The organism is Pseudomonas sp. C6002 (assembly GCF_013385805.1).
Taxonomy (GTDB): domain Bacteria; phylum Pseudomonadota; class Gammaproteobacteria; order Pseudomonadales; family Pseudomonadaceae; genus Aquipseudomonas.
On record NZ_JACAPH010000042.1, the window covers coordinates 14843 to 27346 of the forward strand.

Consider the following 12504-nt stretch of genomic DNA (forward strand, 5'->3'; position numbering starts at 1 on the left):
CTCAGTTCCAGGCATGGCGTGCGGGCTTGACGCCGTTGAGCACGAAGTTGCCGATCAGGTGGTATTTCCAGCGGGCCGGGTCGTGCAGGGTGTGGGTACGTGCGTTGCGCCAGAAGCGGTCGAGGTTGTGCTTGCCGGACACCGAGCGGGTGCCGGCCAGCTCGAAGAGTTTGCTGCTGGCGAGCAAGGCGGTTTCCGCCGACAGCACTTTGGCCTGGGCGACGACCAACGAGGCATTGGCCACGGTGTCTTCGTTGGGGTTGGCCAGGGCCTGGTCGACGGCAATGCCGGCCTTGGCGAGGATCGCTTCGGTGCCGTGGACCCGCCATTCCAGGTCGCCGATGGCGGCGATGGTGAACGGGTCTTGCCAGCCGTGATCCTGCTGGCTGTCGATCCAGGGCCGGGCCTGGCGTGCATGAATCTTGGCTTGTTCCAGGGCCCCGAGGGCGATGCCGGTGTCGACGGCCGCCTGGATGATCTGCGAAATCGGGCCGTTGGCGGTGGGTTGGTCGAAGGCCTGGTGCGCGGGGATCACCGCACTCAGCGGCACCTTCACACCGTCGAGGGTCACGCCGCCGCTGGCGGTGGTGCGCTGGCCGAAGCCGTCCCAGCTGTCGATCACTTGCAGGCCCGGCGCGTCCCGTTCGACAAAGGCGATGAACGCCTGGTCCTTTTCGTTGACGCCCACCGTCGGCACGATATGGGCGAACAGTGCGCCGGTGCAGTAGAACTTCTCGCCGTTGATGTACGCACTGTCGCCGTCGAAGCGCACTTGTGTGTCAAACGTGCCGGCGTTCTTGCTCTTGGCTTCGGAGAAGGCATTGCCGAACCGATAGCCCTGCAGGACCTTGGCGAAGTAGTGCTGCTTTTGCTCCTCGCTGGCGGTTTGCAGGAGGATGTCGACGACGCCCAGGTGGTTCTGCGGAATCTGCCCCAGGGACGGGTCGGCGGCGGAGATCAGCTTGATCACCTCGGCCACCGTCACATAGGACACTTCCGCGCCGCCGTAGGCCTTGGGAATGGTGATGCCCCACAGACCACTGGCGGAGAATTCGTCCAGCTCGGCCACCGGCAGGCGTCGCTCGCGGTCGCGCACGCCGGCGTCCACGGCAAAACGCTTGGCCAACTCGGTGGCAACCGCAATGGCCTCGGCGTCCGAACGGATGATGTGGGCAGGTTGTAGGGGTTGGGCTGACATGGGCCGACTCCAGGCTCCAGAGAGATACTGGAGTGATTGCAGGAGTCGTGCCCGAATGCAATGTGCAATGAAATCAGCGGGTTGCCGGTATATCAGGGAAGTCGTTGGCAGTTCAAAACAGCAAAGTGTCCAACCACTGTTGCGCTGCCAACAGTTGATCATCCGGGAGCAAGGCCCCGTGGTGGCTTTCAATACCGGCGACACTGACTTCGGTATTGAAAGCCAACTCACTACCACTCAGGCGTCGGCAGGACGGTCGTCCACGATATAAAAACTATGGTCAGAAAGGCGCTCGTCATGTCCATCTTGACGCACGCCATATTTTGCCTCCACCACCTCACGGCGGAAGACAATACCGTTCACAACATCTTTGTATTGGTGCTCCAGCGACTTTACCTCGATGTGACCAAACAGCAAGCCGTTCCCCCTGACCGTCCACCTGATTGTTTGCCCAATGGCCAGGCCCGGGTACGCGGGAATAATGATCGAGGCTTGCCCACCCTGCATCTCGGGATAATTCACATGGTTCCCGTGAGAGGGATTAATGCGTGGACGGGGAAGCAAGTCACTACTCTTGATGTGCTTTGAGTCTTGCGCTGTCATCAGTGTGCTCTCCATTTAGTGAAGCCAACTGCCCCTTCCGCCCGCGCTCCGATTGAGCCAGTTCTCTGAGCAGTAACTCCCACACTAGATTCAATCCAACGCTGATGTAAGCTGTGAAATCTGACAGTTGACAACACTCAAAGCCAAGAGTCTTAAATCACCACGTTGCGCACAAACCGCACTGCCACGTCGCCGTCATTGCGATAGGCGTGAAGGTAGCGGCTGGCGAACATCAGGAACTCACCCGTGGCGACGTTTTTTTCCTCATCCCCCAGCACCAGCGTCAGGGTGCCTTCGAACACAAACAACTGCACGCTCCAACCCTCGGGGTCCGGTTCAGGCATGTAGCGATCGCCGGGCTCCAGGCGCATCTCCCATAGTTCCACCTCGCGACGCGCGGTGGCCTTGGCCAGCAGCACGGCTTTGCTGCCGGGGATGTCACCGGCCCAGGCCAGTTCGTTGATACGGCTGTGATCAGCGGCATCCGGGGCCTGGATCAAGTCGCTGAAGGCCACGTCCAGGGCTTCGGCCACCCGGTCGAGGGTCGACAGGCTGACGTTTTTCTCCCCCGCCTCGATTGCCACCAGCATGCGCCGGCTGACGCCGGATTTTTCGGACAGCGCCGTCTGGCTCAACTCAGCCGCATGGCGCAGGCGCCGAACGTTCTGGCTGACGTGTTGCAGGACCGAGGCCCGTTGCGGATTTTCTTTGTGCACTATATTGCTCACAGGGTGGGGTTGCGCAGTATACTGCCCAGCTTGCGGCGCATTGTGCGGTCCGCGCCCTTCCTGTGCAAGACCGAGCCGCCATGACCACCTCCCCATTGTTTTCCCGTTTCAGCAAAGCCGAATGTGTATTGGTGGTGATCACCATGTTTTGGGGCGGCACCTTTTTGCTGGTGCAGCACGCCATGGCCGTCAGCGGCCCGATGTTTTTCGTCGGCCTGCGTTTTGCTGCGGCGGCGCTCATCGTCGGGGCGTTCTCATTCCGCAGCCTGCGGAACCTGACGCTGTTTGAATTGAAGGCTGGCTGCTTTATCGGTGTGGCGATCATGTTCGGCTACGGTTTGCAGACCATTGGCTTGCAGACGATCCTGAGCAGCCAGTCGGCATTTATTACTGCGCTGTATGTGCCATTCGTGCCGCTGCTGCAATGGCTGGTACTGGGACGGCGGCCGGGGTTGATGCCGAGCATCGGCATCATGCTCGCGTTTACCGGGCTGATGCTGCTGACCGGCCCGGCCGGGGCATCATTGAATTTCAGCCCCGGTGAAATCGCCACGTTGATCGGTGCGGTAGCAATTGCCGCCGAGATCATCCTGATCAGCGCCTTTGCCGGGCAGGTGGATGTACGCCGGGTAACGGTGGTGCAACTGGCCACGGCGTCGGTGCTGTCGTTCCTGATGGTGGTGCCGATGGGCGAGGCGCTGCCGGGGTTTTCCTGGTTGCTGCTGTTCAGCGCGGTGGGCCTGGGGCTGACCAGCGCGGTGATTCAGGTGGCGATGAACTGGGCGCAGAAAAGCGTCTCGCCGACTCGCGCCACGCTGATTTATGCCGGGGAGCCGGTGTGGGCCGGCGTAGTCGGGCGGATTGCCGGGGAGCGGTTCCCACCGATTGCCATGGTGGGCGCGGCGTTGATCGTGGCGGCGGTGATTGTCAGTGAGATGAAAACCCGCCGGCAGCGGCTCGCCGAGCCCCAGGCCGAACTGGAACATGAAAACCAGGGTTGAACGGCCTCAGAGGCGCAACTCACCGTCCAGGTTGATGGCCTGCAGGAACGCCTCGTCATGGGACACCACAATCAGCGCGCCCTGGTACTGATTGAGCATTTGCTCCAGGGCAATCCGGCTGGGCAAGTCCAGATGGTTGTCGGGTTCGTCCAGCAACAACAATTGCGGCGGATGCTGGGCGTAGAGCTGTGCGGCCAGGGCAATTTTCAGACGCTCGCCGCCGCTCAGTTGGCGCGTATCGAGGACCGCCCGGTCGGCATCGATGCCCATTTGCGCCAGCCGGGTACGCGCTTCGCTTTCCGCCAGTAGCGGATTACTTTCGTAAAGCCATTGCACCGCCGTGCGCTCGGGGTGCTCCAGCCCGGCGTGTTGGTCCAGCCAGCCGATATGGCAACTGCGCACCAACTCACCGGCAGCCACCGGCAACTGGCCGGCAATCACCCGCAACAGGGTCGACTTACCACTGCCATTGGCTCCCAGGATCGCCATGCGCATCGGGCCGGTCAGGGTGAGATTGATCGGCGCCGGGCTGCCAAACGGCAACACCACGTCGTTCAACTGCAACACCAGCTTGCCCTGGGGCACCACGCTTTCCGGCGACAGCATCATGCGCTGGATCTCCGGCGCACACCGCGCACGCGCCTCGGCGATCCGCTGCTGTTGCTGCTCACGCGCCAGCTGCTGGTTGAGGCGCAACTTGCCCTGGCTGTTTTCACTGCGCTCTTTCTGGGCGTTGGTGATCAGTTTGGTCTGGTTGCCATCCCGGGCCTGGCGGTCGCCCCGGGCATTGCGGCGCTGCTGACGCTCCATCTGGATAACCGCTTCACGCTGCTCACGTTTGGCGTGCGCGCGCTCCCCCTGCAACGCCGACTGGAACGCCTGCTGCTCCTGCTCCCGTGTCGCCGCGTAGTGGCTGTAATTACCGCCGTACACCGCCAAGCCCTTGGGCGACAGTTCGACAATCTCGTCCATGTGCTCCAGCAGCCCGCGATCATGGCTGATCAGCACCAGGCCGCCGGACCAGCGATCAATCTGCTGGGCAAGCTTGTGCTGCTGATCGATGTCCAGGTGGTTGCTGGGCTCATCGAGGATCAACCAGTCTGCCCTCGACAACCAGGCGCCCAGCAAAGCGACGCGCTGGCGTTCGCCGCCACTGAGGGCCGCGGTTGGCGAGTCGGCAGTCAAGTGCCCCAGGCCGATTTGCTCCAGGGCCGCCGCCAGTCGAGGCGCGCAATCCCATTGATCAACGGCCAGTGCATGGTCGTGTTCGTCCACGCTGCCCTCGGCGATGCGCGCCAACGCCGCCAGCACTTGGTCGACACCTGCCAGCGCCGCCACGCTGGGATAGCGCTCGGGCTCCAATAGTTGCGTCACCGCGTACACACTGCCCTCGCGGCGCACATGCCCGCGGGTGGGCTGCAGGGTGCCCGCGAGCATTGCGCCCAACAAGGACTTGCCCGTCCCGTTGGCCCCCACGAGGCCGGTCGCACGGGCGCTGAAGGCATGGTTCAGGTTGTCGAACAGGCTGCGTCCATCCGGCAGGCTGCAGGCGACATGGTCAAGGTGGAGCAATCGCTGGGTCATCACACGTCCTTATGCAACAGGCTGAAAAAAACCTTTGAACAGCATACCTGTCCTGGATACGGGCACTGAAACAATGCCAAACAGCCTTTTTCAGCCTACCTTGTAGGATCCTGCCACATCTTGCCGTTTGGTGATCAAGATTCCGGCACGTATGATGCATCCCAAACTCCCGCAGATTAGAAGCCTATGTCCCTGATAGTTCTACTGCTTCTGCCTTTTATCGGCAGCTGTCTGGCGGCCTTGCTGCCGCACAACGCACGCAACACAGAGTCCCTGCTGGCCGGCCTTGTGGCCCTGGTCGGGACGGTTCAAGTCGCCCTGCTCTACCCCCAGATCGCCCATGGTGGCGTGATACGTGAAGAATTCATGTGGTTGCCCAGCCTCGGGCTGAACTTCGTATTGCGCATGGACGGTTTTGCCTGGTTGTTCTCGATGCTGGTGCTGGGCATCGGGACCCTGGTGTCGCTGTACGCCCGGTATTACATGTCGCCGGAAGACCCGGTGCCGCGCTTCTTCGCGTTTTTCCTGGCCTTCATGGGTGCGATGCTTGGCCTGGTGATCTCCGGCAACCTGATCCAGATCGTGTTTTTCTGGGAGCTCACCAGCCTGTTCTCGTTCCTGCTGATCGGCTACTGGCACCACCGCGCCGATGCCCGGCGTGGCGCCTATATGGCGCTGATGGTCACCGGCGCGGGCGGTTTGTGCCTGCTGGCGGGGGTGATGCTGCTCGGGCATATCGTCGGCAGCTACGACCTGGACCAGGTCCTGGCTGCCGGTGATCAGATCCGTGCCCATTCGTTGTACCCGATCATGCTCGCCCTGGTGCTGATCGGCGCCCTGAGCAAAAGCGCGCAATTCCCCTTCCACTTCTGGCTGCCCCACGCCATGGCTGCACCGACGCCGGTGTCGGCCTACCTGCACTCGGCAACGATGGTGAAGGCCGGCGTGTTCCTGCTGGCCCGCCTGTGGCCGTCGCTGTCCGGCAGCGAAGAGTGGTTCTGGATTGTCGGCGGTGCCGGCGCCATTACCCTGCTGCTCGGCGCTTATTGCGCCATGTTCCAGAACGACCTCAAGGGCCTGCTGGCCTACTCCACCATCAGCCACCTCGGGCTGATCACCTTGCTGCTGGGCCTCAACAGCCCGCTGGCCGCTGTCGCCGCCGTATTCCATATCCTTAACCACGCCACTTTCAAGGCATCGCTGTTCATGGCGGCGGGGATCATCGACCACGAAAGCGGCACCCGTGACATCCGCAAGCTCAGCGGCCTGTTCAAGCTGATTCCGTTTACCGCCACCCTGGCGATGGTCGCCAGTGCGTCCATGGCCGGCGTGCCGCTGCTCAACGGTTTCCTGTCCAAGGAAATGTTCTTCGCCGAGACCGTATTTATCTCCGCCACCGCCTGGGTGGAAATCGCCCTGCCGGTCATCGCCACCATCGCCGGTACCTTCAGCGTGGCCTATGCCCTGCGCTTTACCGTGGATGTGTTCTTCGGCCCCAAGGCCACCAACCTGCCCCACACCCCGCACGAGCCGCCACGCTGGATGCGTGCGCCGGTGGAGTTGCTGGTGTTTACCTGCCTGCTGGTGGGGATTTTCCCGGCCCAGGTGGTCGGTTCGATCCTCGCCGCTGCCGCCTTGCCGGTGGTCGGCGGCGAGCTGCCGGAGTACAGCCTCGCCATCTGGCACGGCTGGAACGCGCCGATGATCATGAGCCTGGTGGCCATGTCCGGCGGCGTGGTGCTCTATCTGCTGCTGCGCAAGCAACTCAAGTTGGGCCGCTTCAAATACCCGCCGATCATCAGCTACTTCAACGGCAAGCGCGGCTTCGAGCGCTGCCTGGTGGTGATGATGCGCGGGGTGCGCAAGATCGAAAAACGCATCAGCACCAAACGCCTGCAAACCCAGCTGTTCCTGCTGGTGCTGGCGGCGGTGATCGCCGGGTTGATCCCGATGCTCTACAGCGGCATCAGTTGGGGCGACCGGCCGAAGATCCCGGGCTCCATCGTGTTCGTCACCCTGTGGCTGCTGGCAATCGCCTGCGCCCTGGGCGCCGCCTGGCAAGCCAAGTACCACCGGCTGGCAGCCCTGACCATGGTCAGCGTGTGCGGGATGGTGACCTGCGTGACCTTCGTCTGGTTCTCGGCGCCAGACCTGGCGCTGACGCAACTGGTGGTGGAAGTGGTCACCACCGTGCTGATCCTGCTGGGCCTGCGCTGGCTGCCACGGCGGATCGAAGAAGTTTCCCCACTGCCCAGCTCGCTGCGCAAGGCACGCATCCGCCGCCTGCGGGACTTCCTGCTGTCCACCGTGGTCGGTGGCGGCATGGCGCTGCTCTCCTACGCGATGCTGACCCGCCAGACCCCCAACGACATCTCCTCCTTCTACCTCAGCCGTGCCCTGCCAGAAGGCGGTGGCAGCAATGTGGTGAACGTGATGCTGGTGGACTTCCGGGGCTTCGACACCCTGGGAGAAATCACCGTGCTCGGCGCCGTGGCGCTGACCGTCTACGCCCTGCTGCGCCGCTTCCGTCCGTCGAAGGAAAGCATGGAACTGCCCGCGCAACAGCGCCAACTGGCACCCGACGTGGCCACCGACCTGATCAACCCGCGCCAGGCCAGCGACACCGCCCTGGGCTTCATGATGGTGCCGGCGGTGCTGGTGCGCCTGCTGCTGCCGATTGCGCTGGTTGTCTCGTTCTACCTGTTCATGCGTGGGCACAACCAACCGGGCGGCGGGTTTGTCGCCGGCCTGGTGATGTCCGTCGCGTTCATCCTGCAATACATGGTCGCCGGTACCCAGTGGGTCGAGGCGCAGATGAGCCTGCGGCCGATGCGCTGGATGGGCTTTGGCTTGTTGTCGGCAACCCTGACCGGGCTGGGCGCACTGCTCGCCGGTTACCCGTTCCTCACCACGCACACCTGGCACTTTAGCCTGCCGGTGCTGGGGGACATCCACGTCGCCAGCGCGCTGTTCTTCGACGTCGGTGTGTACGCCATGGTGGTCGGCTCGACCTTGCTGATGCTCACCGCCCTCGGCCACCAATCGGTGCGCGCCCATAAACCCAGTAACCAGGCGAAAGCCGTTGCCAGCCCAGGAGGAGCCGCCTGATGGAAGAAGTCATCGCAATTGCCATTGGGGTCCTGGCGGCCTCCGGCGTCTGGCTGATCCTGCGGCCACGGACGTTCCAGGTGGTGATGGGCCTGTGCCTGCTCTCCTACGGGGTCAACCTGTTCATCTTCAGCATGGGCAGCCTGTTCATCGGCAAGGAGCCGATCATCAAGGATGGCGTGCCGCAAGACTTGCTCAACTACACCGATCCGCTGCCCCAGGCCCTGGTGCTGACGGCAATCGTGATCAGCTTCGCCATGACCGCACTGTTCCTGGTGGTGCTGCTGGCATCCCGGGGCCTGACCGGCACTGACCATGTGGACGGCCGGGAGCCCAAGGAATGACCTGGATGAATCAACTGATCATCGCGCCGATCCTGCTGCCGTTGCTGACCGCCGCGCTGATGCTGATGCTCGGCGAGAAGCACCGCCCGCTCAAGGCGCGGATCAACCTGTTCTCCAGCATGGTGGGCCTGGGCATCGCCGTGCTGTTGCTGTACTGGACCCAGAAAGGCGGCCCCGGCTCCATCGGTGTGTACCTGCCGGGCAACTGGCAGGTGCCGTTCGGCATCGTGCTGGTGGTGGACCAACTCTCGGCGATGATGCTGGTGCTCACCGGGATCATTGGCGTCAGCGCCCTGCTGTTCGCCATGGCCCGTTGGGATCGGGCCGGCACCAGTTTCCATGCGCTGTTCCAGATTCAGCTGATGGGCCTGTATGGCGCCTTTCTGACCGCCGACCTGTTCAACCTGTTCGTGTTTTTCGAAGTGCTGCTGGCGGCGTCCTACGGCCTGATGCTCCACGGTTCCGGCCGGGCGCGGGTGTCGGCGGGGCTGCATTACATCTCGATCAACCTGCTGGCCTCGACCTTGTTCCTGATTGGCGCGGCGCTGATCTATGGCGTCACCGGTACCTTGAACTTTGCCGACCTGGCACTGAAAATCCCCCTGGTGCCGGAAGCCGATCGCGGCCTGCTGCATGCCGGTGCGGGCATCCTCGCCGTCGCCTTCCTGGCCAAGGCCGGGATCTGGCCGCTGAACTTCTGGCTGGCGCCTGCCTACTCCTCGGCCAGTGCGCCAGTGGCGGCGATGTTTGCGATCATGACCAAGGTCGGCGTGTACACCGTGCTGCGTCTGTGGAACCTGCTGTTCTCCGGCCAGGCGGGTGCCTCGGCACTGTTTGGCGGCGACTGGCTGATCTACGGCGGCATGGCAACCATCGTCTGCGCGGCGCTGGCGATGATCGCGGCGCAACGCCTGGAACGCATGGCCAGCCTGAGCATTCTGGTGTCCGCCGGGATCCTGCTGTCGGCGGTGGGGTTTGCCCAGCCAAGCCTGACCGCCGGGGCGCTGTTTTATCTGGTCAGCTCCACCCTGGCACTGAGTGCGCTGTTCCTGCTGGCCGAATTGATCGAGCGTTCGCGCTCGGCCAACGACATGCCCCTGGACGACGAAATCGAAGCCCTGCCCAAGGCCATGGAATCCCTGCATCCACCGCCCGGCACCAACCTCGACGATGAACAGAAAGCCGTGGTCGGCCAGGTGATTCCCTGGACGGTGGCGTTCCTCGGCCTGAGTTTTATCGCCTGCGCCCTGCTGATCATCGGCATGCCGCCGCTGTCCGGGTTTATCGGCAAGCTCAGCCTGCTCAGCGCCTTGATCAACCCGATGGGCCTGGGCAATGCCATCGACGAATCGGTGCGTCCGGCCGCCTGGGGCCTGGTGGCACTGCTGATCTTCTCCGGCCTGGCTTCGCTGATCGCCTTCGCCCGCCTCGGCATCCAGCGCTTCTGGACCCCGGAAGAACGTCCATCGCCGCTGCTGCGCCGCTTCGAATGCGTGCCGATTTTCTTCCTGCTGGGCCTGAGCATCGCCCTGACGTTCAAGGCCGAGCCGCTGATGCGCTATACCCAGGCGGCCGCCGAGAGCCTGAACAACCCGGAACACTATGTGATGGCGGTCATGGCGACGCGTCCGGTGCCGAGCCCTGAAGCCAAGGCCGCCGCCCTGGAGGTGCAGCCATGAAGCGCCTGTTCCCTGCCCCGTGGCTGTCATTGGCATTGTGGTTGTTGTGGCTGGTGCTGAACCTGTCCGTCAGCCCCGGCAACCTGCTGCTGGGGGCAATCCTCGGCTTTGCCGCACCGCTGATGATGGCGCCGTTGCGCCCGCTGCCGATCCGCATCCGCCGCCCGGGGGTGATCATCCGTTTGTTCTTCCTGGTGGGACGTGACGTGATCATCTCCAACCTCGCCGTGGCCTGGGGCATCCTGACCTGCGGCTCGCGCCCACCGCGTTCGCGCTTTATCAAGATCCCCCTGGACCTGCGGGATGCCAACGGCCTGGCCGTGCTGGCGATGATCACCAGCGTGACGCCGGGCACCGTATGGTCGGAACTGGCCCTGGACCGCAGCGTCCTGCTGATCCACGTGTTCGACCTGGATGACGAAGCGCAGTTTATCGAGCACTTCAAACACGCCTACGAACGGCCCCTGATGGAGATCTTCGAATGAGCGCCCTGCTCTCCAATGCGATCCTGTTCAGCCTGTTCCTGTTCTCCCTGGCCATGGTGCTGACCCTGGTGCGCCTGTTCAAAGGCCCGTCGGCCCAGGACCGGGTCCTGGCGCTGGATTACCTGTACATCCTGGCCATGCTGATGATGCTGGTGCTGGGTATTCGGTATGCCAGTGACACGTATTTTGAAGCGGCGCTGTTGATTGCGCTGTTTGGCTTTGTGGGGTCGTTTGCCCTGGCGAAATTCCTGCTGCGTGGGGAGGTGATCGAATGATCAATGTCGATGTGTTGCCGCTGTGGGTTGAAGTGATCGTCGCGGTATTGTTGGTGCTGAGCAGCCTGTTTGCGCTGATTGGGGCGATTGGGTTGTTGCGGATGAAAGACTTCTTCCAGCGCATGCACCCGCCGGCGTTGGCCTCGACCTTGGGCGCCTGGTGTGTGGCGCTGGCCTCGATCATCTACTTTTCGGTGCTCAAGTCCGGGCCGGTGTTGCACGGCTGGTTGATCCCGATTCTGCTATCGATCACGGTGCCGGTGACCACGTTATTGCTGGCACGCACTGCGCTGTTCCGCAAGCGCATGGCTGGGGATGATGTGCCGGCTGAAGTCAGTAGCCGTCGCACTGACAGCGGCAGCTGATCCCGGCAGGCGCCGCAGTGGTGAAATTCGTTCTCCAATAGAATCCATAAAATAGAACCTCAATCGCTAATCCCGGTATCGGGATCACTTTATGAGGTTCTCCCCCATGGCATTCACTCCCCTTGTCCAGGCCCATCTCGACGCGTGGGTTGCCTGCGCCGCTGACTTCGGCCCATTTCTCACGGGCCAGGAAACCACCCTCACCCTCAATGAGCAGCGCAAGGCTTATGAGCAGGTGCTTTGTTCCCATCCGATTCCCGCCGGTGTCAGCTTTTGTGACGTCGATATGGGTGGCGTACCGGGCATGATGGTCGTGCCTGATGGGTTTGAGGGTGACCGGGTGCTGCTTTACATCCACGGCGGTGGTTATGTCGGCGGCAGCCCGCGGGGCTACCTGGGCCTTGCCGGCCACTTCGCAAAACTGCTGGGTGCAAAAGTCTACCTGCCCGACTACCGCCTGGCGCCCGAGCATCCGTTCCCCGTACCTATTGATGACACGTTGCAGGCTTATCGCTGGCTGCTCGACCAGGGCAATGACCCCAGGTCCATAGTGTTCTCGGGCGATTCGGCCGGCGGCGCAATGGTGGTGTCGGTGATGGTCAAGGCCCGCAACGCAGGCCTGCCACTGCCCGCCGGGGGCGCCGCCTTGTCGCCGTGGGCCAACCTGGAACACACCGGCGCCTCCATCGACAACCGTGACGGCCTCGACCCGCAAGCCTCCCGCCTGGGGCTGACGCTGCTTGCAAAAGCGTTTCTCAACGGCGCGCTGCCGAATGATCCCGATGCATCGCCGGTGTTCGCGGACGTCCGGGGATTGCCGCCCATTCTGGTGCAGATCGGCGAAAACGAAGTCATGCTCAGCGACGCCATGCGCCTGGCCACCCACCTGGGGGAAAACCGGGTACGCGTGTCGCTGGAGGTTTGGCCTGGGATGTTTCATGTCTGGCATTTGTTTGCGGCAATCTTGCCCGAAGGCATGCAGGCCGTGGCGAATGCGGCGTTGTTTCTGGACCAGGCAATACGTGGCAGCCGTAGCGCTTGAGGGGTTGCCCAGAGCGCGGGAAAGGTAGCGCTCCTGCCGATAACTATCTGTCACCTTGGGCCCCACCGCTCCACCTACCTTTATCGGACAAC

Annotated in this window: 12 protein-coding genes; 8 read left to right on the forward strand and 4 right to left on the reverse strand. The window is 62.9% G+C overall.

The window, feature by feature from the left end; translation table 11 throughout:
- Position 1: 1 nt before the first annotated feature.
- The 3 genes from HX817_RS28135 to HX817_RS28145 form a co-directional block, all read right to left on the reverse strand.
- The gene (locus tag HX817_RS28135) at positions 2–1198 is read right to left on the reverse strand and encodes an SfnB family sulfur acquisition oxidoreductase (protein ID WP_177041926.1); all 1197 of its coding nucleotides are present in this window, start codon (positions 1196–1198) and stop codon (positions 2–4) included.
- Positions 1199–1435: 237 nt separating this feature from the next.
- On the reverse strand, positions 1436–1801 hold the full coding sequence (locus tag HX817_RS28140) for a hypothetical protein (RefSeq protein ID WP_134326982.1): 366 nt from the start codon (positions 1799–1801) through the stop codon (positions 1436–1438).
- 152 nt (positions 1802–1953) lie between these two features.
- Positions 1954–2517 carry a helix-turn-helix domain-containing protein gene (locus HX817_RS28145; RefSeq protein WP_003211741.1) on the reverse strand — a complete coding sequence of 188 codons (564 nt, stop codon included), beginning with the start codon at positions 2515–2517 and terminating at the stop codon, positions 1954–1956.
- Positions 2518–2609: 92 nt separating this feature from the next.
- Between HX817_RS28145 and HX817_RS28150 the strand changes: the two genes are divergently transcribed.
- Positions 2610–3530, forward strand: coding sequence for a DMT family transporter (locus HX817_RS28150; RefSeq protein ID WP_008432448.1), 921 nt, complete (start codon positions 2610–2612; stop codon positions 3528–3530).
- Between the two features lie 6 nt (positions 3531–3536).
- Here the strand turns inward: HX817_RS28150 and HX817_RS28155 are convergent, their stop codons facing one another.
- The gene (locus HX817_RS28155; RefSeq protein WP_177041929.1) at positions 3537–5114 is read right to left on the reverse strand and encodes an ABC-F family ATP-binding cassette domain-containing protein; all 1578 of its coding nucleotides are present in this window, start codon (positions 5112–5114) and stop codon (positions 3537–3539) included.
- Between the two features lie 186 nt (positions 5115–5300).
- On the opposite strand from HX817_RS28155, the gene HX817_RS28160 reads away from it, so the two are divergent.
- The 7 genes from HX817_RS28160 (at position 5301) to HX817_RS28190 (ending at position 12412) form a co-directional block, all read left to right on the forward strand.
- The gene (locus HX817_RS28160; protein WP_003211746.1) at positions 5301–8222 is read left to right on the forward strand and encodes a monovalent cation/H+ antiporter subunit A; all 2922 of its coding nucleotides are present in this window, start codon (positions 5301–5303) and stop codon (positions 8220–8222) included.
- Entirely contained in the window at positions 8222–8566 is a 345-nt protein-coding gene (locus HX817_RS28165) for a Na+/H+ antiporter subunit C (RefSeq protein WP_003192163.1), read from the forward strand. Before HX817_RS28160 ends, HX817_RS28165 begins: the two co-directional genes overlap by 1 nt.
- Positions 8563–10245: a monovalent cation/H+ antiporter subunit D gene (locus HX817_RS28170; RefSeq protein ID WP_177041931.1), complete on the forward strand. Its 1683-nt coding sequence runs from the start codon at positions 8563–8565 to the stop codon at positions 10243–10245. Before HX817_RS28165 ends, HX817_RS28170 begins: the two co-directional genes overlap by 4 nt.
- Positions 10242–10730 carry a Na+/H+ antiporter subunit E gene (locus HX817_RS28175; RefSeq protein ID WP_003211750.1) on the forward strand — a complete coding sequence of 163 codons (489 nt, stop codon included), beginning with the start codon at positions 10242–10244 and terminating at the stop codon, positions 10728–10730. The genes HX817_RS28170 and HX817_RS28175 overlap by 4 nt, the downstream gene beginning before the upstream one ends.
- Positions 10727–11005, forward strand: a complete 279-nt coding sequence (locus HX817_RS28180) for a K+/H+ antiporter subunit F (protein ID WP_003211751.1) — start codon at positions 10727–10729, stop codon at positions 11003–11005. The genes HX817_RS28175 and HX817_RS28180 overlap by 4 nt, the downstream gene beginning before the upstream one ends.
- The gene (locus HX817_RS28185) at positions 11002–11370 is read left to right on the forward strand and encodes a Na+/H+ antiporter subunit G (RefSeq protein WP_003211753.1); all 369 of its coding nucleotides are present in this window, start codon (positions 11002–11004) and stop codon (positions 11368–11370) included. The genes HX817_RS28180 and HX817_RS28185 overlap by 4 nt, the downstream gene beginning before the upstream one ends.
- A 106-nt stretch (positions 11371–11476) precedes the next feature.
- Positions 11477–12412 (forward strand): alpha/beta hydrolase, encoded by a 936-nt coding sequence (locus HX817_RS28190; RefSeq protein ID WP_003211755.1) that lies wholly within the window; start codon positions 11477–11479, stop codon positions 12410–12412.
- Positions 12413–12504: the final 92 nt, after the last annotated feature.

Excerpts from the sequence above, each read along its gene's own strand:
- HX817_RS28155 (WP_177041929.1), bottom strand. The coding sequence starts at position 5,114 with ATGACCCAGCGATTGCTCCACCTTGACCATGTCGCCTGCAGCCTGCCG.
- HX817_RS28165 (WP_003192163.1), top strand. The coding sequence starts at position 8,222 with ATGGAAGAAGTCATCGCAATTGCCATTGGGGTCCTGGCGGCCTCCGGC.
- HX817_RS28180 (WP_003211751.1), top strand. The coding sequence starts at position 10,727 with ATGAGCGCCCTGCTCTCCAATGCGATCCTGTTCAGCCTGTTCCTGTTC.
- HX817_RS28175 (WP_003211750.1), top strand. The coding sequence starts at position 10,242 with ATGAAGCGCCTGTTCCCTGCCCCGTGGCTGTCATTGGCATTGTGGTTG.
- HX817_RS28150 (WP_008432448.1), top strand. The coding sequence starts at position 2,610 with ATGACCACCTCCCCATTGTTTTCCCGTTTCAGCAAAGCCGAATGTGTA.
- HX817_RS28135 (WP_177041926.1), bottom strand. The coding sequence starts at position 1,198 with ATGTCAGCCCAACCCCTACAACCTGCCCACATCATCCGTTCGGACGCC.
- HX817_RS28190 (WP_003211755.1), top strand. The coding sequence starts at position 11,477 with ATGGCATTCACTCCCCTTGTCCAGGCCCATCTCGACGCGTGGGTTGCC.
- HX817_RS28185 (WP_003211753.1), top strand. The coding sequence starts at position 11,002 with ATGATCAATGTCGATGTGTTGCCGCTGTGGGTTGAAGTGATCGTCGCG.
- HX817_RS28140 (WP_134326982.1), bottom strand. The coding sequence starts at position 1,801 with ATGACAGCGCAAGACTCAAAGCACATCAAGAGTAGTGACTTGCTTCCC.
- HX817_RS28160 (WP_003211746.1), top strand. The coding sequence starts at position 5,301 with ATGTCCCTGATAGTTCTACTGCTTCTGCCTTTTATCGGCAGCTGTCTG.
- HX817_RS28170 (WP_177041931.1), top strand. The coding sequence starts at position 8,563 with ATGACCTGGATGAATCAACTGATCATCGCGCCGATCCTGCTGCCGTTG.